This window comes from Embleya sp. NPDC050493 (genome assembly GCF_044458105.1).
In the GTDB taxonomy this organism is placed as follows: domain Bacteria; phylum Actinomycetota; class Actinomycetes; order Streptomycetales; family Streptomycetaceae; genus Embleya.
Genome location: NZ_JBITHP010000026.1, coordinates 72,256 through 91,967 on the forward strand (window position 1 = coordinate 72,256; position 19,712 = coordinate 91,967).

Below are 19,712 nucleotides of genomic sequence, written 5' to 3' on the forward strand. Positions count from 1 at the left end.
ACGCGGGGCCGGCGGTGATCACGTCCCGTAGACGGTGGAGCGGTGTCCGACGTGAACGACCCACACCACGAGTTCCCCGCTGTCGATCGTGTAGACGACGCGATAGTCGCCGACTCGCAGGCGACGACGCTCGGGTTGGGACACGAGTGCGGTGGTGTTGAAACCGAGCGGATCGGTCTCCAGTTCGGTCAGCTTGGTCAGGATGCGCAGTGCCATATCGCGGGGGATCTTGCGGAGTTCGGCCTGCGCCTCGGGCCGGAAGACGGTTCGGTACTCAGTCACCGCGCGCCAGCGTCTCCCTCATGATGTCCTCGATCGGGATGCCGGACGCGGGGTTGGCCATACGCTCGTCGATGATCCGATTGATCTCGCGCTCTTCCCACTCCTGATACTTGCGCAGCACCTCGATGGAGACGACGGCGGCGACTTCCTTGCCTCGGCGTGTGATCACTGTGGGCACGTCGTCGCGGTCTGCGCGCTCCACGACGTCCGCCAAGTGCGCGCGCACGTCGCGGATGGACTCTACGGGCAGTGGCTGCGTCATGCGCTCAAGCGTACCGAGTGTTCCATGTGTACACAACGGAGTCGTGGCGGTGGACAGGCCCTCGTTGCTGCGGTCGCGCGCGCGGATCGAAAGGGTCGGGCTCGGACGAGCCCGGCCCTTTCGCCGTTCCCGCGCCGAGCAGGCGCCAAGTGACATTCTGGTGATGATCAACTGCTAATGGTTACTTTCATTGGACGTTTGATATCCTGCGCCCGATGAAAGTATCGCCCGGCTTGCTCCCCATCCTGCGATCCCGCATGCAGGGCGAGCTTCTCGCTCTCGTGCTCCTGCACCCGGAACGCGAGTACAGCATCACCGAACTCGCCACCGACGTCGGTGTGACACCCACGGCTGTTCTCCGCGAGGTGGATCGGCTGACCGACGCCGGCATCCTGACCGATCGGAAGGTGGGGCGCAGTCGCCTCGTCAAGGCGCGCACGGATACCCCGCTCTACCGCCCGCTGAGCGAACTCATGTCCGTTTCCTTCGGCCCCTTGCCGGTACTCACCGACGCACTCGCGGGCCTCGAAGGCGTACAGCAGGCCTACATCTACGGTTCCTGGGCCGCTCGGTACAACGGTGAGCAGGGGCCGCCGCCCCACGATGTGGATGTCCTCGTCGTCGGTGCCCCCGACGCCGATGCGCTCTTCGACCTCGCCGAGGAGGTCTCACGACGAGTGCGTCGTGTGGTCAACGTCCATCGGGTCTCCGTCGAGGCGTGGGAGACCCATACGGACGATCCGTTCCTCACCAGCGTGCGGGAACGTCCGTTGGTGGGGCTGAACCTCGAACCGGGGGCATGATGACGCGCTGGAATCAGGGGCGGTCGACGGTCGACGCGCTCATCGACGGTGGTGGGCTCGAACGTGTCCCCGCTTCCCGGCAGGCCGCAGAGGCGGAACTGGTCCGGGCCCGCACGCATGTCGGCTCCGCGCGGCAGTTGACGGCGACGGACCCGGAAGGTGCGTACACCTTGGCCTATGACGCCGCTCGCAGGGCGTTGGCCGCGGTATTGCAGAACCAGGGGCTGCGCGCGACCAGCCGGCTTGCGGTGAAGGCGATCCCGAACATGCCACGTTATTGACGACGCCCCCACGAGCCCATGACGGGGACGGCCTCGTCTGCCGTGCTCCGGTACCTGCAAAGGTTCGGTCTCGGGCCTTGGCAACGGTGTGCGACGGTGAGAGTTCGACGGGTCCACGAGCGGGGAGGGTGGTCGCGTGGGGTCGGTCGAGATCGGGTGTCACTCCTGCGAGCAGGAGGCGCGGTTCGGCGGGTTGCCGTCGCGGGAGCGGGTCGCGTTCGATGCGTGGTGGCGGGTGGCGCATGCCTTCGACAGTGCGTTGCCGGGGTGGCTGGTGCTGGTTCCGCGGCGGCATGTCGTGTCCGTTGCGGAGTTGACCGATGACGAGGCGGGCGCGCTCGGGACCTGGCAGGTCGCGCTCGCGCGGGCGCTGCGCGAGGTGACCGGGTGTGCGAAGACCTACGTGGCGCAGTTCGCCGAGCGGGAGGGGTTCGCGCACGTGCACTTCCACATCGTGCCGCGACCCCCCGACCTGGCGGCGGAGCTGCGGGGGCCGCGTGCGTTCGCGATGCTCGGGCGGCCGGAGGGCGAGCGGGTCCCGGCGGAGCACATGGACGCGTTGGCCGACGCGTTGCGCGCCGCCCTGGGCACGGCCCCGGGCGGGCCGACGATTTCCGGCCGGCCCGCCTGACCGACCACCGCGACCACGCCGCTGTGTGGGATTCGTGGTTCGGGGACGCTGATCCGTCCGGGGGCGGCGGTGGTCGGGGCGCCGGGGCGGGAGCCGGGGCGGTTAGCCTCTGGGGATGGCTCTTACGACTTCTGCGGATGCGCCCCTGCCCGTGGCCGAGATTTCTCGGTTGATCGGGGGGTGGATCGATCGGCTCGGGGATGTGTGGGTCGAGGGGCAGATCACCCAGCTCAGTCGGCGGCCGGGGGCCGGGGTGGTGTTCATGACGCTGCGTGATGCCGAGCAGGACGTGTCGATCTCGGTGACCTGCTATCGGAAGGTGTTCGACGCGGTCGGGGACATCGTGACCGAGGGCTCGCGGGTGGTCGTGCACGCGAAGGCGGATTGGTACCGGGCGCGCGGGACGTTGTCGTTGCGGGCCGCGGAGATTCGGCCGGTGGGGATCGGCGAGTTGTTGGCGCGGTTGGAGCAGCTCAAGCGGGCGCTCACCGCCGAGGGGTTGTTCGATCCGCGGCACAAGCAGCCGCTGCCGTTTCTGCCGCACCGGGTCGGGCTGGTCTGCGGGCGTGCCTCGGCCGCCGAGCGGGACGTGTTGGAGAACGCCAAACGGCGGTGGCCGGCCGTGCGGTTCGCGGTGCGCAACGTCGCGGTGCAGGGGGTCAGTGCGGTGTCCCAGGTGGTCGCGGCGATCCGCGAGTTGGACGCCGACCCGGACGTCGACCTGATCGTGGTGGCCCGGGGCGGCGGCAGCGTGGAGGATCTGTTGCCGTTCTCCAGCGAGGAGTTGGTGCGGGTCGTCTTCGCGTGTACGACACCGGTGGTGAGCGCGATCGGGCACGAGCCGGACTCGCCGCTGCTGGACCTGGTGGCCGACTTTCGGGCGTCCACGCCCACCGACGCCGCGAAACGGATCGTGCCGGACATCCGCGAGGAGCTGCATCGGGTGCACCAGGTGCGCGATCGTGGACGGCTCGCGCTGGGGGCCCGGCTCGATCGGGAGTACCAGGGCCTGCGGGCCGCCCGTTCGCGGCCGGTACTGGCCGATCCGCAGCGCATGGTGGACCTGCGCGCGGAGGAGGTGACCGGGCTCGTGGACCGGTCCCGGCGCACCCTGCGGCACCTCCTGGACCGCGCCGCGAGCGACCTCGTGCACACGCGCGCGCGGGTCGTCGCGCTCTCCCCCGCGGCCACCCTGGAGCGCGGCTACGCGGTGTTGCAGCGGGCGGACGGGCACGCGGTCCGCGACCCCGCGGAGGTGGCGGCCGGCGACCGGCTGACCGCCCGCGTGGCGGCCGGACGCTTCGACGTGGTCGTCCCGAAGGAATGAAGCAACGAAGGACGGCGGGACGGCGGGAACGATCGGCGCACCGGTCGAAGGATGGATTATTTGACCCGTTCGTATGACAAGCAGTGACGTCTCACCCGATCGGCGGCGAAAACGGCTTAGTTTGCGCGTGTGTTGCGTCATCTGCTCGCCGCGTCCGCGTTGTTGCTCACCGGCGTCGCCACGTCCTCCGTGGCCGCCGCCGAGGACTCGCCCGCGCGGTGGAATCCGTCAGCCGCCGACTCCTACGTCAACTACGTCGCACCCCGGGACCCGTTGCCACCCGACGGGCCGCCGGGCGTCTCGCCCGAGGTGCGTGAGCACGCGCTCGCGGCCGAGCGGCGGGCCCGGCACTACGATCGCAAGTTCGCCGCGGGCAACCCGGCCCCCGCCCGCCGACTCGCCCGCGCCGAGGCGACCGCGGCCAGGACCGGCACGAGCCCGCGCGCGCAGGACGGCGCGGCGAAGCGGGACGCGCGGCTGCTGACCATCCTGGTCGAGTTCGACGACCGGGCCGACGACGACTTCTCCGGCTTCCGGCGACCGACCAGTGTCGCCGACCCGACCTGCGTGACCGAGCCGCCCGGCACGGTCAAGAACGGCCCGCGGCACAACCTGCTGCCCGATCCGGCGATCGGCGGGCAGGACAACAACACGCTGTGGGTCAAGGACTTCGACCCGACCCACTACGCGCGCATGCTCTACTCCGAGGAGGGCCTCACCGAGCGGGTCCGGCCCGACCTGACCGGCCCGGACGGCAGGCCCGGTGTCGACCTCGCGGGTCTGACCATGCGCAACATGTACCGGGAGATGTCGCACGGCGCGTACACGATCGGCGGCGAGGCGGCCGGCTGGGTGAGCGTCCCGCACTCCGAGGCCTGGTACGCCGCCGGCCACTGCGGCGCCATCCGCCAGGACAACAGCGGCAGCCCGGACAACCCGCGCGGCGTAAGGCAGTTCGTCACCGACGCGGTGGACGCGCTGGCCGCCGCCCGGCCGGACTTCCCGTGGTCCGACTACGACCGGGAGGACCCGGGCGACGCCGACAACGACGGCGACACCCGGGAGCCGGACGGGGTGATCGACCACCTCGTGCTGGTGCACGCGGGCAAGGACAAGTCGGCCGGCGGCGGCGCCGAGGGCACCTACGCGATCTGGGCGCACGCGAGCACCGTGCTGGGCGGGCACCCCGTCCCGGGCACCGACCTCAGGGTCGCGAACTACATCGTGCAGCCCGAGGACTCCGGAGTGGGCGTGTTCGCCCACGAGTTCGGGCACGACCTGGGCCTGCCCGACCTGTACGACAACTTCAGCGGCGGCGAGACGGACGTCGACTTCTGGGACCTGATGTCCTCCGGCTCGCACGCCGGGCCGCTGTTCCAGACCATGCCCACCCACATGGGCGCGTGGTCGAAGTACGTGCTGGGCTGGATCGATCCGCCGGTGGTCCCGGTCGGCGGGAACGCGCGCACCGTACTGCTCGGCGCCGCCGCCGACCCGCGAGCCGGCACCCGGGACGCGGTCCGGGTGAACCTGCCGAACGAGCGCATCCGGATCGGCACCCCGCACAGCGGGACGAGCATGTGGTACTCGGAACGCGACCAGGAATGGTCCGACGGCCGGATCGTCCGGGACGTCGCGGTGCCCGCCGGCGGACCCGCGACCTTCTCGATGTGGAACGACTACACCATCGAACAGGACTGGGACTTCGGCTTCGTCGAGGTGTCCGCCGACGACGGTGCGACCTGGACCCAGCTCGCCGTGCACGACGACGCGGGCACCCTGGTCAGCACCCCGCCCGACTATCCCGACCCCAACCGCAACCTCTCCGAACTGCGCAAGGTCAACGGACTCACCGGCGGCACCGGAGGATGGCGGCACGACAACGTGGACCTGACCCCGTACGCGGGCCGGAACATCAAGCTGCGGCTGGACCTGAACACCGATGCCGCGCTCATGGAGAAGGGCTGGTTCGCCGACGACTTCACCCTCACCGGCGGCGCCGACGGCGGCACGGTGTGGTCGGACGACGTGGAGAGCGGCGACAACGGCTGGACCGCGATCAAGGGCACGAGCACGGTGACCCGCGGGGCCGGTTGGGGCCGCAGCTCCGGCGAGGTCGAGCGCGAGCAGTACTACCTGATGGAGTGGCGGGCACCGGTCGGCTTCGATCGGGGCCTGAACTTCGCGTACACCCCGGAGCACAGCGACCGGCGCGGCGTGCGGGTGCGCCGGTTGGGTTACGACGTGCCCGGCATGCTGGTGTGGTTGCGCGATGCCGAGTATCAGAACAACGGCGTGAACTTCAATCTGAGCGCGCCGCCCAGCTACGGCGCCAAGGGTCAGACGCTGCTCGTGGACGCGCATCCGGATCCGCGTCGGTGGACCGGCGAGGCCGGTGAGCACTACCGGGTCGAGAGCAACCCCCGGAAGAATCTGGACAGCCGGGCGCAGTCCGCGGACGCCGCGTTCGGCTTCCTGCCCACGCCGGCGTTCGGTGCGTGCCACGGCAACGGCGCGTGGTGTCAGGACTTCGCGGCCCGCGAACCGGTCCGCGCGTTCGGCGACGACCGCGGCTGGGCCCCGGGCGTCGAGTACGTCGACGGCGCGCCGGTGGACCGCTTCACCGACGGGTCCACCGTGGTGCCCGCGCGCGGCCCGTACAGCACCAGGGTCGTCACGCCGGACGGTGCGCCCGATCCGGCGCACCACGGCGTGCCGTACAAGGGCTCCGTGCTCGGCACCGGCGATCCCGGCCCCGACCTCGCCTACGGCGCCTCGGCCACCCTGGTCGGACCGCTGTCGCGGGCGAATCCGGAGCACGGGGCCGCCGTGCGGGTCACCGCGGCCCGGCCGTGATCCGTGCCCGGGTCCGGTTCGGGTCGGGCCGGTTCGGGGACCCCGGCCGCGCGGGATCCCGGCCGCCGGACACGGCCTAAGCTGGCGGCATGAGCGAGCAGACCGCACCCGCGCCGGACGAGGCACCGGCCTACGAGCAGGCCCGCGACGAGCTGATCGAGGTCGTGCGTCGCCTGGAGACCGGTGGCATCACCCTGGAGGAGTCGTTGGCCCTGTGGGAGCGCGGCGAGCAGCTCGCCGTGGTGTGCGAGCAGTGGCTCGACGGCGCCCGGGCCAGGCTGGACGCGGCGGTCCGCGCCGAGCGGGCCGGTGCCGGGTCGGACGAGCCCGGCGAGGACGACTGACCCGAGCACGGCGGTTCGGCGAACGACGAAAGGGGCGCTCCCGGTTCGGGAGCGCCCCTCGCGTTTCACCCGGCCCCGACCACACCGTCACCGGGTGGTCGGGGGTGGGGCACCTACTTCTGAGCCGGCAGGATCCAGACGACCGCACCGGTGTTGCCCGGCAGCGGGAGCACCGGCAGCACGGTCACGCCGTAGCCCTTGTCGAAGCCCGGGTTGCCCGTGCCCAGTTCGGAACCGTGGAACAACTTGCCGAAGTTGTCCCGGTCCAGCGAACCGTCCGCCTTGGTGATCTTGGTGGTGTACGGCCCCTTCGCCGGCACCACGGTCGAGCCGTAGCGGTCCTTCGGCAGGACCCGGCCCTTGTAGACCTCGGTACCCGGTGCCCAGCCGAGGGTGTCGGTGAACAGCGTCACCGGCGCCTGCGCCTGGAACGAGGTGCAGTAGGCCGTGCCGGGGATGCAGTCCGTGAACGGCGACGTCTTGACGAAGCCGAACGCCGCGTTCGCGGCCTGCGGCCGGGTCGGGATGTTGGCGAAGACGTTCCGCTTCTCGATGTTCGGCACGTTCGGGTCGGGCTGCGGGAACTGCGCCTTGGCATCGCCGGTGTAGCGCAGCGGGTCCGGGTGCGAGTCGACGATCAACAGCTCGCCCTTGGGGCCCCACGAGGGCCCGTTGTCGATGTTGAAGTTGACGCCGTTGTTCTGGTACTGGTTGTCGCGCAGCCAGACCAGCATGCCCGGGGCGTTGTACGGGACCCGGTTGGTCTTGCCGTTGGGACCGGAGGTGTACGCGTACTTCAGGCCCTCGTCGAAGCCGGACAGGTTGCGCCACTCCAGCAGGTAGTACTGCTCCCGCTCGAAGGTGCCGCTGGTCCGGCCCCAGCCCGCGCCGCTGGTGATCGCGTTGGTGCCCTTGATCGCGGTCCAGCCGTTGTCGCCGCTCTCCACGTCGTCCGACCACACCGTGGTGGTGCCGTTGGTGAGCGAGAAGTCGTCGGCGAACCAACCCTTCTCCATGAACGCGGCGTCGGTGTTCAGGTCCAGCCGCAGCTTGATGTTCTGACCCGCGTACGGGGTGAGGTCGACGTTGTCGTGCCGCCATCCGCCGCTGTCACCGGTCAGACCGCTGGTCTTGCGGAACGTGGCCAGGTTCTTCGTCGGGTCCGGGTAGTCCGGCGGCGTGCTGACCAGCTTGCCGGACTCGTCCTTGACCGCCAGCTGCTTCCAGGTGGCACCGTTGTCGGTGGACACCTCGACGAAGCCGAAGTCCCAGTCCTGCTCGATGACGTAGTCGTTCCACATCCAGAACTTCACGTCCGAGCCGGCGGGCACCGCGATGTTCCGCTCGATCCGGATGTCGGACCAGGCCTGGTCCTGGCCGGAGTACCACATGTTCTGGCCGCCGTGCGGCGTACCGACCTGGACCTGCTTGTTCGGCAGGTTCACCCGGATGCCCCGCGAGGTGCCCTTGGGCGTCTTGGCGGCCTGGCCCAGGGTGGCGACCTTGGCGCGGTCACCGACCTTGACCAGGTCCGGGGTCAGCCAACCGAGCGCGTACTTGTCCCAGATGCCCATGTGCGCGGGCTGCGACTGGAACAGCGGCCCGGAGTGCGAACCGGAGGACATCAGGTCCCAGAAGTTCAGGTCCGTCTCGCCGGCGCTGAAGTTGTCGTACAGGTCGGGCAGGCCCAGGTCGTGGCCGAACTCGTGGGCGAACACGCCCACTCCGGAGTCCTCGGGCTGCACGATGTAGTTCGCGATCTTGATGTTGCTGCCGGGCACCTGGTGGCCGAAGAGCACGGTGCTCGCGTGCGCCCAGATCGCATAGGTGCCCTCGGCGCCGCCGCCGGCGGACTTGTCCTTGCCCGCGTGCACCAGGACCAGGTGGTCCACCACGCCGTCGGGCTCCTGGGTGTTGCCGTCGTGGTCGGCGTCGCCCGGGTCTTCCTTGTCGTAGTCGGCCCACGGGAAGTTCGGCTGCTGCTTGGCCAGCTCGTCGACCGCGTCGATGGCCAGCTTCTGCGCGCCGAGCGGGTTGTCCGGGCTGCCGCTGTTGTCCTGGCGCGCGTTGCCGCAGGCGCCCGCGCCGTACCAGGCCTCGGAGTGCGGCGCCTTGACCCACGGCGTCGCCTCACCGGAAACCGAGTACTTTCCGGCGGACATCTCCTCGTACATGTTGCGCATGGTCTGGCCCGCGAGGCTGATGCCCGGCTTGCCGTCCGGCCCCGTGAGGTCGGTGCGCATGCGCTCGGTGATGCCCTCCTTGGAGTAGAGCATCTTGTTGAAGTGGGTCTGGTCGAAGTTCGGCACCCACTGCGAGTTGTTGTCGTTCGGGTTCAGCGCCGGGTTCGGGATCCGGTTGTGCAGCGGCCCGTTCTTGATGGTGCCGGGGGGCTCGGTGACACAGGTCGGGTCCGAAACGCTGGTCGGGCGCTTGAAGCCGGAGAAGTCGTCGTTGGCCTGGTCGTTGAACTCGACCAGGACGGTCAGCAACTTCGCGGTCTGCTTGGCGTCGACGGGCTTGCCGCTGCGCTCGGCCTTGATCTCGGCCGGGCTCTTGCCGGTACGTCCGGCCTCGGCCTCCAGTGCCTTGATCTGCGCGGCGGCGCGGGGGTTGCCGTCGGAGTTCTTGCGGTCGGCCGCGGCGTTCTTCGCCTTCAGCGACGCGGCCACGGCCGGGTCGCCGGGCAGCGCACTGGTGTCGATCGCCGCGTCGACGGAGTTGACGTAGTGGTCCTCGGGGCCCGGATTCCACACCGCGCGGGTCGTGTCGACGCGCGTAGGCGCGGCCGAGGTCGAGGGGGCGGTCGTGGCGGCAAGTCCGGTGATCGCTAGCGCGGATACGGACAGCAGTGCCACACGGCGTTTCACCCGCCGGACGCCGTTCGCAGGCGTCGGGCCCCTCCCGGGTATCGCTGGACTCAACGTGCTCCCCTTTCCGACCGGGGAACGATCCCCGGACGCAAAGCGACGTCGCGTGGGATCTGATCAAGCGCACACGACGTCGGGCCGACTCGGAAAGCCCGACGGACACATGGCGGCAACCATCGGGTCACGACGATGCCGACACACGTTCGACCGGGCTTCCGGACCCTAGGGGCGGGAGTAACGCGCGGGGCAGAGGAAGGCGTGTGGTCTTTACAGAGTCTTTACAAGCCCCTGTACATCCTGTGCAGCCGGGTGCCCGAATCACCCGGATAGGTCCGGCGGATCCGCCGGCTTTCGGCTCAGCCGACGGCAGTTCGCAGGGATGCGGCGAGAACGGTCAAATCCTCGAAAGTCGCATTGCCGGTGACCATCGTGGTCACGCCGTCGCGGACCCGGACCAGCGAGCGGTACTTGGGGCCGTCGTACGCCTTCCACTGCTCGCCGGCCACGTCCCGGTTGCCGATCGGCTGCCCGCGCTTGCCCTTGTCCCGGACGAGTTCGTCGGTGAAGCCGTTGGTCTGCTCGACCGCGGCGTAGGTGTCGTTCGGGTTGATGAAGCCGATGTGCCACGTGGTCCGGTTGCGGTCGGCCCCCTCGAAGTTCACCGACGTGGCCCGCCACCGCTCGCTCAGCCCCTGCGGGGCGAGCAGCGGATACGGCGAGACCCGGGCCGCCTGCCGGAAGGAGAGTTCGTAGGGCACCCGCTTCACCGGATCCCCGCCGCTGTGCGGTGCCACCAGAAACAGCGCACCGACCACCAGGCCGCACGCTCCCAGGGAAAGAACCATGTCCCGAACGGTCTCTCGACCCGACTTCCTCGCCACCCGTACATGGTCGCATTGCACGCTGTCTCGTTGTGCACGGGCTACCTGCACCGATACCACCGCTCACCGATAACATCGGGGCAATCCCGTTGGAACCAGTCCGGACTCGGGGCCGCGCAATCGCCGTGCCACCCGCAGCGATGACGCACGGCTCCGGGGGATCAGGGCACCCCTCGCGGTTACGGACCGGTTCCCCTACAGGAAGGCCCGCCCAGATGACGGACCAATCTGTACCTCCGCAGCTCGAAGTCGCGCCGGAAGCCCCGGACCGCAACCTCGCACTCGAACTCGTCCGGGTCACCGAGGCCGCCGCGATGGCGGCCGGCCGCTGGGTCGGTCGAGGTGACAAGAACGGCGCGGACGGCGCCGCCGTGAAGGCGATGCGCAGCCTGATCCACACCGTGTCGATGAACGGTGTCGTCGTGATCGGCGAGGGCGAGAAGGACGACGCCCCGATGTTGTTCAACGGCGAACGGGTCGGCGACGGCTCCGGACCCGAGTGCGACGTCGCGGTCGACCCGGTGGACGGCACCACGCTGACCGCCAAGGGGATGAACAACGCGGTCGCGGTGATGGCCGTGTCCGAGCGCGGCAGCATGTACGACCCCTCGGCCGTGTTCTACATGGAGAAGCTGGTCACCGGCCCCGAGGCGGCCGACGTGGTGGACCTGACCGCGCCGATCGCGGAGAACATCCGCCGGGTGGCCAAGGCCAAGCACAGTGCCGTCGAGGACGTCACGGTCTGCATCCTGGACCGGCCCCGGCACGACTCGATGGTCAAGGAGATCCGCGAGGCAGGCGCCCGCATCAAGTTCATCACCGACGGCGACGTGGCCGGCGCGATCATGGCGGCCAAGGACGGCACCGGCGTCGACCTGCTGCTCGGCATCGGCGGCACACCGGAGGGCATCATCGCCGCCGCCGCGATCAAGTGCATGGGCGGCGTGATCCAGGGCCGGCTGTGGCCCAAGGACGAGGCCGAGCGGGCGAAGGCGATCGACGCCGGGCACGACCTGTCCCGGGTGCTGCTGACCGACGACCTGGTCCGCGGCGACAACGTCTTCTTCGTCGCGACCGGCATCACCGACGGCGAACTCCTGCGCGGGGTGCGGTACCGCTCCAGCACGGCGCTCACCTCGTCGCTGGTGATGCGCTCCAAGAGCGGCACGATCCGGCAGATCGACAGCCAGCACCGGCTCGCGAAGCTGCGGGCGTACAGCGCGATCGACTTCGACCACGCTCGTTGACCGTGCACGTCGGGCGTGCGTGTCGGCCGTGCGGCCGGGGGTGAGCCGACCCGGCCTTCGGCCGAGCCGACCGTGACCGCCGGCCGGGCCGATTTCGGCTCGGCCGGTGGTCGGTCCCCAGGCTGCCTGCGGTGCGTGTCCCACTAATAGGCGCGGATTTTGTACCTGTTTGTGGGGACCCTCCTTGAGCATCGATCAAGGAGGCCACCGGATGACCGCGCGGCACGGCAGACCTGGCAGCAGCCCGGCGAAGGCCGAGCCGGCGCCCCGGCTCGGGCTGATCCTGACCGGGCTGATGCTCGGGTTGCTGGTGGCCGCGCTCGACCAGACCATCGTCTCCACCGCGTTGCCGACCATCGTCGGCGACCTCGGCGGGCTCAACCACCTGTCCTGGGTGGTCACCGCGTACCTGCTCGCGTCGACCGTGAGCACGCCGCTGTGGGGCAAGCTCGGCGACCTGTTCGGGCGCAAGAAGCTCTACCAGGCGTCGATCGTGATCTTCCTGATCGGCTCGGTGTTGTGCGGCATCGCCCAGGGCATGTTCGAGCTGATCGCGTTCCGGGCGATCCAGGGGCTCGGTGGCGGCGGCCTGATGGTGTTGTCCCAGGCGATCATCGGCGACGTGGTGCCGCCACGGGAGCGCGGGCGCTACCAGGGCCTGTTCGGCGCGGTGTTCGGGGTCACCTCGGTGGCCGGGCCGCTGCTCGGCGGGTTCTTCGTGGACCATCTCAGCTGGCGCTGGGTCTTCTACATCAACCTGCCGATCGGCGTGATCGCACTGGTGGTGATCGCCGCCGCGCTGCACACCAAGGAGATGCACACCCGGCCGAGCATCGACTATCTCGGCATCACGCTGCTCGCCGGCGGCACCACCTGCCTGGTCCTGCTCAGCACCTTCGGCGGCACCACCTACCCGTGGGCCTCCGCACAGATCGTCGGACTGGGCGTCGCCGCGGTGGTGTTGCTCGCCGGGTTCGTCGCGGTCGAGCGGCGCGCGCCGGAGCCGGTGCTGCCGCTGAAGCTGTTCCACAACCGGATCTTCTCGGTGACCGCGGGCATCGGCTTCATCGTCGGCTTCGCGATGATGGGCGGGCTGAGCTTCCTGCCGCTGTTCATGCAGGTCGTCAACGGCACCACGCCCACCGAATCGGGCCTGCGCCTGCTGCCGATGATGGGCGGCCTGCTGATCACCTCGATCCTCAGCGGGCAACTGATCACCCGGACCGGCAGGTACAAGATCTACCCGATCCTGGGCACCGCCGTGATGGCCGTCGGCATGTTCCTCATGTCGCGGATGGACGAGTTCACCACCACGGCCGCGTCCTCGCTGTACATGCTGGTCTTCGGCATCGGCCTGGGTCTGGTCATGCAGGTGATCGTGCTCGCCGTGCAGAACTCGGTGCCCTACGCGGACCTGGGTGTGGCCACCGCGGGCGCGACCTTCTTCCGGTCCATCGGCGGCTCGTTCGGCGCGGCGATCTTCGGCACGATCTTCAACAACCGGCTCACGGTGCACCTGCGGGAGGCCGCGGCGCGCGGCGAGGGCATGCCGCCCGGCACGACCGCCGGGTCGTCGTCCGCGATCAACCCGGCCGACCTGAACAAGCTGCCGCCCGCGTCCAAGTCCGGCTTCATCCACGCCTACGCCCAGTCGTTGCAGACGGTGTTCCTGGCCGCCTCCTGCATCGTGCTGGTCGCGTTCGTACTGTCCTTCCTGCTCAAGGAGGTCCCGCTGCGCGAGGCCACCCGCGAGACCGAGCGCACCCCGCCGATGTCGCCGACCGCGCGCAGTTCGGTGGACGAGATCGAGCGCGCGATGTCGCAGATGGTGCGCCGGGAGAACGGCTGGTCCCGCTACGAACGCATGATCCAGCGCTCCGGCGTGGACCTGTCGGTCCCGTGCGCGTACGGGCTCGTGCAGCTCGACCGGTTGAGCCCGATCTCGATCCCCGACCTCGCGGCCCGGCTCCACGAGTCGGAGGACCGGGTGCGCCGATACGCCGACGAGCTGACCTTCGCCGGCTACATCGAGCGCCTCGGCGAGGGCACGATGCAGCTCACCGCCAAGGGTCACGTGGCGCTGGAGGCGCTGGTCGAGGCCCGTCGGCAGATCCTCACCGAGGTGATGGCGGACTGGTCACCGGAGCAATCCGAGGAACTGACCGCGCTGTTGCGCAAGCTGGCCCGGCTGACCACGGACACCCCGCGCGACCACATCGTCGGCGAGGCCGACCGGCACGCGGGTTGACGCCGGCTCGGTGACCGGCAGGCGATTCGACCCCGACTCAGTGGTGGGCGCGGCGTCGACGCACGGCGCCCCGCTCGTTCGGGGTCAGGCCGCCGCGGACGCCAACCGGGGTGGTCTCGGCCAGGGCGCTCGCACGGCATTCGAGCAGGACGGAACAGCGCGCGCAGACGCGCTTGGCGTCCTCCTCACGCGCGAGACGGGCGACGACGGGTTCACCGGGATAACCGAGAAACAACTGCCGATCCGCGGTCGCACACGCGCCGGCCACCGGGGGCGTCCAGGTCGCGGTGCGGGTTCCGCGGACTATGTCGATCGGTTCCGTCACGCTGCTCTCCTCGGGTCGGCTGTGCCAGTCGCCTACCCGGGTCGAACCGACACATGCGCACATCACGACAAGGCGACGACAAGTAACCCCAAGGAAATGTGGTGGACATCCGGCACACGCCAAGGTCGGCCGCCCGCCCTTCGCCGGCACACCGCGCGCGGTCCGCGGATGCTCCGGCGTACCTGTTCCGCCGACACTCGGCGTGCCCGGGTGACCGACACCCGCCGCACCCGCCGCACCGACGCTCGGTCGATTTCCGCTCGGAACCGGGATAATCGCCCAATGATCTTCGGCATCCTGGGACCGGTGGACGTTCGACTGCCCGACGGCAGCCCGGTTGCCGTCGGCGGACCCGGAGCGCGGGCGCTGCTCGCGCTGTTGTTGCTGGACGCGGGACACGTCGTGCCCACCGAGCGACTGATCGACGGGCTGTACGGCGAGGACCCGCCGGCAGGCGCGGCGAACGCGTTGCAGTCGCACGTGTCCCGGCTGCGCCGCGGACTCCGACCGCATACCGGCGATGTCGAGCCGATCGAGTTCCACACGACCGGCTACCGGCTCGCGGTGGATCCGGAGGCGGTGGACGCGCATCGGTTCGAGCGACTGGTCCAAACCGGTCGGCAGGCGCTCGCGGCGGGCGAACAGGCGGACGCCGCCGCGTTGCTCGGCGAGGCGGTCGCGTTGTGGCGCGGGCCTGCGCTGGCGGACGTGCCGTACGCGCGGGCACGGGCCACCCGCCTGGAGGAGCTGCGGGTGACCGCGGCCGAGGACCGGATCGAGGCCGAGATCGCGCTCGGCGGACTGCGCGCGGCGATCCCGGAGCTGCGCGTCCTGGTCGACGCGCACCCGCTGCGCGAGCGTGCGCGCGGGCTGCTGATGCGGGCGCTGAGCGGCAGCGGCCGGCAGGCCGAGGCGCTGGAGGTGTACGAGGACCTGCGCCGGGTGCTGGCCGAGGAACTCGGCGCCGACCCCTCCCCCGAACTGGCCGCCGTGCACGTCGCGGTGCTGCGCGGCGAACTCGGCGGGCCGCCTGCGCCGATGCTGCCGACGCCGCGCGCGCCGCTGGCCGAGGCTCCGCTGCCGGTCCCCGAATTCGCCGCGCCGCCCGGTCGGCTCACCGGCTTCGTCGGCCGCGAACACGAACTGGCCCGGCTGACCGCGTCGGCCGGCGCGCGGCTGGTCACGCTGACCGGGCCCGGCGGCACCGGGAAGACCCGGCTCGCCGTGGAGACCGCCGCGCGCACCGTCGAGCAGGTGTGCTTCGTCGACCTCACCCGGGCCGCCGACGACGCGGCGCTGCCGCATGTGGTGGCGGCGGCGCTGGGCATCCGCGAGCCGGGCGGCGTGAGTGCGCGGACCGCGGAGAGCGATCCCGGTGCGCGGATCGTCGCGGTGCTCGCCGAGCATCGACTGCTGCTGATCCTGGACAACTGCGAGCACGTGGTGGAGGGTGCGGCCGTGCTCGCGCACCGGGTCCTGGACGGCTGCCCGGGAGTGCGGATCCTGGCCACGAGCCGCGAACCGCTGGGCATCACCGGCGAGGTGTTGTGCCCGGTGCCGCAACTGGCGCTGCCCGCCGCCGACGCCGACCTGGACATGCTGCGTGCGGCGCCCGCGGTCGAGCTGTTCGCCGCACGCGCCGCGGCGGTGCGGCCCGACTTCGTGGTCACCGCCGACAACGCGCCGGACGTGGCGCGGATCTGCGCCGCGCTCGACGGACTGCCGCTGGCCATCGAACTCGCCGCCGCGCGGCTGCGCACACTGCCGTTGGCGGAGGTCGCCGCGCGGTTGGACGACCGGTTCCGACTGCTCTCGCGCGGGAGCCGGACCGCGGCCCCTCGGCATCGCACGCTGCACGCGGTCGTCGAGTGGAGCTGGGACCTGCTCGATCGCGACGAACGCGCGCTCGCCCGCCGGCTCACCGTGTTCGCCGGCGGTGCGACGTTGGCCGCGATCGCCGCGGTGTGCGGTTTCTCCGCGGACGAGGCCGACGACCTGCTCGCCGGGCTGGCCGAGAAGTCGCTGGTCACCGTGGCGGACGGGGACGGCGGCCGGTTCCGGATGCTGGAGACGATACGTGCCTTCGGCGTGGCCCGGCTCGCCGAGGCCGGCGAGGAGGAGCGGCTACGGCGCGCGCACGCCGAATACTTCCTGACTCTGGCCGGCGAGGCGGACGCGGGCCTGCGCGGCCCGAACCAACTCACCCTGCTGCGCCGGCTCACCGCCGAACACGGCAATACCGACGCCGCGCTGCGCTGGGCCATCGGCGCGGACCCCGAACTCGCCCTGCGCCTGCATGCCGTCCTGACCTGGTCGTGGTGGCTCGGCGGCACCCGGGGCGCCAACTCGGCCCGCTCGGCCGAACTCTTCACGGCGGTGACAGGCGGCAGCGCGGCGGACGGCAGCGCGGCGGACGGAGACTTCTCGGCGGACAGCGAGCTGGCCGAGGAGTACGTGTTGTGCGTGGTGAACGCTGCCGCCGCTCCCGGGGCGGGTGGCCGGCTGCTGGACGCGGCGCTGGATCGGGCCGCGGCGATCATGGGCGGCATCCGCCGTCCGCTGCGGCATCCCGCGCTGATGGTGCAGTGGGCCCTGGTCGGCGGCCCCGACCGAACCGATTTGCAAACGCACGCCGCGCAGGCCGCCGACGACCCGTGGGCGCGTGCGGTCGGACTGCTCGGGACCGGCTATCTCGCCCTGTTCACCGGCAACACCGAGGCCGCGGCCGGCCCGCTGTCGACGGCGGCCGACGGGTTCCGGACGCTGGGCGACCGCTGGGGGCTGGCCAACGTGCTCGAACCGCTCGCGCAACTCGCCGACTGGCGCGGCGACTCCGCCGGATCGGCCGAACTGATCGACGAGGCGATCGCCCTGGCCTCGGAACTCGGCTCGATCGAGGACCTGGTCGACTTCCTCAACTGCCGCGCCGACCTGGATCTGCGGGCCGGTCGGACCGCGCCCGCCCGATTCGGATTCGCCCGGGCCGAGGAGCTCGCCCGCCGCACCGGCGCGCCCATGAAGGTCCGCGTGGCGCTGCGCGGCCTGGGCGACGTGGCCCGGCTGACGGGCGACCCGGTCACGGCGAACCGGCTGTACCGCCAGGCGATCCACAGCGACCCGGAAGTCGCGTTGTGGTACCTGGAGACGCGGGCGCTCGCCCGGGTCGGCCTGGGCCGGATCGCCGCCGCGGAGGGCGACCGCACGACCGCGCACGAGCACTACGGCGCGGCCCTGGACGCCGCGCTCACCCCGCCGGTCAGCGCGGTGGGCGCCGCGGCGGCCGTCCTGGGCCTGGCCGAGTCGGCCGCACACGCCGGGGACGAACGGCGGGCCGCGCTGCTGCTCGGCGCCGCCGCCGTACTGCGCGGCGGCAACCGGGTCGACACGGACGTCACCGCGACCGAGTCCGCGATCCGGGCCGCGGTGGCCGGACCCGAGTTCACCGAGCACTACCACCGAGGCACGGCTTTGACCCGCGACGAGGCGATCCGCGCGGCCCGCACGATCGAGTGACGCACCCGGCACCAAGCCGGCCCGGCGCCCGGAGAGCGCGGGCGTGATCGAGCGCGCCCGGGACGCCGCCGACAGCCGGGCGATCCGAGCCGGGTGCCGGCCCGGAGAGAGGGGATCCCCGAGCCGGTCGGGCTCACGCGCGCCGGTTGATCCGCAACGTCGGCGTGGTCACGTCGGCGAAGAAGTCCTGGCCCTTGTCGTCGACCACGATGAAGGCCGGGAAGTCCTCGACCTCGATCTTCCAGACCGCCTCCATGCCCAGCTCCGGGTACTCCAGCACCTCGACCTTCTTGATGCAGTCCTGGGCCAGCCGCGCCGCCGGGCCGCCGATCGAGCCGAGGTAGAAGCCGCCGTGCGTCTTGCACGCGTCGGTGACCTGCTTGCTGCGGTTGCCCTTGGCCAGCATCACGAACGAGCCGCCCGCGGCCTGGAACTGCTCGACGTAGGAGTCCATCCTGCCCGCGGTGGTCGGGCCGAACGAGCCGGACGCGTAGCCCTCGGGGGTCTTGGCCGGGCCCGCGTAGTAGACCGCGTGGTCGCGCAGGTATTGCGGCATCGGCCGACCCGCGTCGAGCAGTTCCTTGATCTTCGCGTGCGCGATGTCGCGGGCGACGACGACCGGTCCGGTCAGCGACAGCCGGGTCTTCACCGGGTACTTGGACAACTCGGCGCGGATCTCGCTCATCGGCCGGTTGAGGTCGATCTGCACGACGGAGTCGTCCAGGTCCTCGTGGGTGGTGTCCGGGAGGTACGTGGCCGGGTCGGTCTCCAGCTCCTCCAGGAACACGCCCTCGGCGGTGATCTTGGCCAGCGCCTGGCGGTCGGCCGAGCAGGACACCGCGATCGCCACCGGGCAGGACGCGCCGTGCCGGGGCAGTCGGATCACCCGCACGTCGTGGCAGAAGTACTTGCCGCCGAACTGCGCGCCGATGCCCATCTGCTGGGTCAGCGCCAGCACCTCGGCCTCGAACTCGACGTCGCGGAAGCCGTGGCCCAGCGGCGAGCCCTGGCCGGGCAGCGTGTCCAGGTAACGGGTGGAGGCGTACTTCGCGGTCTTGAGCGCGTGCTCGGCGCTGGTGCCGCCGACCACGATGGCCAGGTGGTACGGCGGACAGGCCGCGGTGCCCAGCGAGCGGATCTTCTCGTCCAGGAAGCGCAGCATGCTCTGCGGGTTCAGGACGGCCTTGGTCTCCTGGTACAGGTACGACTTGTTGGCGCTGCCGCCGCCCTTGGCCATGAACAGGAACTTGTACGCCTCGCCGGGGGTCGCGTACAGCTCGATCTGGGCGGGCAGGTTGTTGCCGGTGTTCTTCTCGTCCCACATGGTCAGCGGGGCCATCTGCGAGTAGCGCAGGTTCAGCTCGGTGTACGCGTTGGAGATGCCGCGGGACAGGTGCTCCTCGTCCCGCCCGTCGGTGAGCACGTGCTGGCCGCGCTTGCCCATCACGATCGCGGTGCCGGTGTCCTGGCACATCGGCAGCACGCCGCCGGCCGCGATGTTGGCGTTCTTGAGCAGGTCGAGCGCGACGAAGCGGTCGTTGGCCGAGGCCTCGGGGTCCTCCAGGATCCGCGCCACCTGGGCCAGGTGGCCGGGCCGCAGCAGGTGCGAGATGTCGCGCATCGCGGTCCGCGCGAGCAGCGTCATCGCCTCGGGTTCGACGTTGAGGAACCGGCGCCCGCCCGCCTCGAACGTGGACACGCCGTCGGCGGTCAGCAGCCGGTACGGCGTGGTGTCCTCCCCCAGCGGCAGCAGATCCGTGTAGGCGCTGAAGGTGTTCTCAGGGGCGGGCATCGTGATCCTCATTCATGCGGTAACGGGGCCTGGTCCAGGGTAGAGCGGCC

General features: G+C 70.9%; 15 protein-coding genes. 9 read left to right on the plus strand and 6 right to left on the minus strand.

All coding sequences use genetic code 11. The annotated features are described in order from the left end of the window. Positions 1–18 precede the first annotated feature (18 nt). Together ACIBM5_RS36145 and ACIBM5_RS36150 are read right to left on the minus strand one after the other, a co-directional pair. A complete protein-coding gene (locus ACIBM5_RS36145; RefSeq protein WP_396010943.1) occupies positions 19–282 on the minus strand; it encodes a type II toxin-antitoxin system RelE/ParE family toxin in 264 nt (87 codons plus the stop codon). Continuing rightward, a complete protein-coding gene (locus ACIBM5_RS36150; protein WP_396010944.1) occupies positions 275–544 on the minus strand; it encodes a type II toxin-antitoxin system Phd/YefM family antitoxin in 270 nt (89 codons plus the stop codon). Before ACIBM5_RS36150 ends, ACIBM5_RS36145 begins: the two co-directional genes overlap by 8 nt. A 215-nt stretch (positions 545–759) precedes the next feature. Between ACIBM5_RS36150 and ACIBM5_RS36155 the strand changes: the two genes are divergently transcribed. The 6 genes from ACIBM5_RS36155 to ACIBM5_RS36180 all read left to right on the plus strand — a co-directional run bounded on the left by ACIBM5_RS36155 (position 760) and on the right by ACIBM5_RS36180 (position 6,786). Continuing rightward, positions 760–1,347 carry a winged helix-turn-helix domain-containing protein gene (locus tag ACIBM5_RS36155; protein ID WP_396010945.1) on the plus strand — a complete coding sequence of 196 codons (588 nt, stop codon included), beginning with the start codon at positions 760–762 and terminating at the stop codon, positions 1,345–1,347. Next, positions 1,344–1,628: a hypothetical protein gene (locus ACIBM5_RS36160; RefSeq protein WP_396010946.1), complete on the plus strand. Its 285-nt coding sequence runs from the start codon at positions 1,344–1,346 to the stop codon at positions 1,626–1,628. Before ACIBM5_RS36155 ends, ACIBM5_RS36160 begins: the two co-directional genes overlap by 4 nt. 136 nt (positions 1,629–1,764) lie before the next feature. Continuing rightward, positions 1,765–2,259 carry an HIT family protein gene (locus ACIBM5_RS36165; protein ID WP_396010947.1) on the plus strand — a complete coding sequence of 165 codons (495 nt, stop codon included), beginning with the start codon at positions 1,765–1,767 and terminating at the stop codon, positions 2,257–2,259. A 115-nt stretch (positions 2,260–2,374) separates the two neighbouring features. Next, entirely contained in the window at positions 2,375–3,586 is a 1,212-nt protein-coding gene (gene xseA / locus ACIBM5_RS36170; protein WP_396010948.1) for an exodeoxyribonuclease VII large subunit, read from the plus strand. Positions 3,587–3,715: 129 nt separating this feature from the next. Next, positions 3,716–6,442: an immune inhibitor A domain-containing protein gene (locus tag ACIBM5_RS36175; protein WP_396010950.1), complete on the plus strand. Its 2,727-nt coding sequence runs from the start codon at positions 3,716–3,718 to the stop codon at positions 6,440–6,442. An 89-nt stretch (positions 6,443–6,531) separates the two neighbouring features. Next, complete coding sequence (locus tag ACIBM5_RS36180) at positions 6,532–6,786, plus strand: exodeoxyribonuclease VII small subunit (RefSeq protein WP_391586728.1); 255 nt, start codon at positions 6,532–6,534, stop codon at positions 6,784–6,786. Between the two features lie 113 nt (positions 6,787–6,899). Here ACIBM5_RS36180 and ACIBM5_RS36185 read toward each other — a convergent pair whose 3' ends face one another. Beyond that, positions 6,900–9,656, minus strand: a complete 2,757-nt coding sequence (locus ACIBM5_RS36185; RefSeq protein WP_396010951.1) for an immune inhibitor A domain-containing protein — start codon at positions 9,654–9,656, stop codon at positions 6,900–6,902. A 356-nt stretch (positions 9,657–10,012) separates the two neighbouring features. Beyond that, on the minus strand, positions 10,013–10,558 hold the full coding sequence (locus ACIBM5_RS36190; protein ID WP_396010952.1) for a DUF4245 domain-containing protein: 546 nt from the start codon (positions 10,556–10,558) through the stop codon (positions 10,013–10,015). A 194-nt stretch (positions 10,559–10,752) separates the two neighbouring features. Between ACIBM5_RS36190 and glpX the strand changes: the two genes are divergently transcribed. Continuing rightward, positions 10,753–11,784 (plus strand): class II fructose-bisphosphatase, encoded by a 1,032-nt coding sequence (gene glpX / locus ACIBM5_RS36195; RefSeq protein WP_020556582.1) that lies wholly within the window; start codon positions 10,753–10,755, stop codon positions 11,782–11,784. Positions 11,785–11,995: 211 nt separating this feature from the next. Beyond that, the gene (locus ACIBM5_RS36200; RefSeq protein WP_396010953.1) at positions 11,996–14,032 is read left to right on the plus strand and encodes an MFS transporter; all 2,037 of its coding nucleotides are present in this window, start codon (positions 11,996–11,998) and stop codon (positions 14,030–14,032) included. Between the two features lie 37 nt (positions 14,033–14,069). Here the strand turns inward: ACIBM5_RS36200 and ACIBM5_RS36205 are convergent, their stop codons facing one another. After that, positions 14,070–14,357, minus strand: coding sequence for a WhiB family transcriptional regulator (locus ACIBM5_RS36205; RefSeq protein WP_391586724.1), 288 nt, complete (start codon positions 14,355–14,357; stop codon positions 14,070–14,072). Positions 14,358–14,639: 282 nt separating this feature from the next. Between ACIBM5_RS36205 and ACIBM5_RS36210 the strand changes: the two genes are divergently transcribed. Further along, positions 14,640–17,870, plus strand: a complete 3,231-nt coding sequence (locus tag ACIBM5_RS36210; protein WP_396010954.1) for an AfsR/SARP family transcriptional regulator — start codon at positions 14,640–14,642, stop codon at positions 17,868–17,870. A gap of 133 nt (positions 17,871–18,003) precedes the next feature. Here the strand turns inward: ACIBM5_RS36210 and ACIBM5_RS36215 are convergent, their stop codons facing one another. After that, positions 18,004–19,662 carry a fumarate hydratase gene (locus ACIBM5_RS36215; protein WP_396010955.1) on the minus strand — a complete coding sequence of 553 codons (1,659 nt, stop codon included), beginning with the start codon at positions 19,660–19,662 and terminating at the stop codon, positions 18,004–18,006. Positions 19,663–19,712 lie beyond the last annotated feature (50 nt).

Bases quoted from the DNA above. Each gene is read 5' to 3' on its own strand.
- ACIBM5_RS36150 (WP_396010944.1), bottom strand. From the start codon at position 544: ATGACGCAGCCACTGCCCGTAGAGTCCATCCGCGACGTGCGCGCGCAC.
- ACIBM5_RS36155 (WP_396010945.1), top strand. From the start codon at position 760: ATGAAAGTATCGCCCGGCTTGCTCCCCATCCTGCGATCCCGCATGCAG.
- ACIBM5_RS36160 (WP_396010946.1), top strand. From the start codon at position 1,344: ATGATGACGCGCTGGAATCAGGGGCGGTCGACGGTCGACGCGCTCATC.
- xseA (WP_396010948.1), top strand. From the start codon at position 2,375: ATGGCTCTTACGACTTCTGCGGATGCGCCCCTGCCCGTGGCCGAGATT.
- ACIBM5_RS36180 (WP_391586728.1), top strand. From the start codon at position 6,532: ATGAGCGAGCAGACCGCACCCGCGCCGGACGAGGCACCGGCCTACGAG.
- glpX (WP_020556582.1), top strand. From the start codon at position 10,753: ATGACGGACCAATCTGTACCTCCGCAGCTCGAAGTCGCGCCGGAAGCC.
- ACIBM5_RS36200 (WP_396010953.1), top strand. From the start codon at position 11,996: ATGACCGCGCGGCACGGCAGACCTGGCAGCAGCCCGGCGAAGGCCGAG.
- ACIBM5_RS36210 (WP_396010954.1), top strand. From the start codon at position 14,640: ATGATCTTCGGCATCCTGGGACCGGTGGACGTTCGACTGCCCGACGGC.
- ACIBM5_RS36215 (WP_396010955.1), bottom strand. From the start codon at position 19,662: ATGCCCGCCCCTGAGAACACCTTCAGCGCCTACACGGATCTGCTGCCG.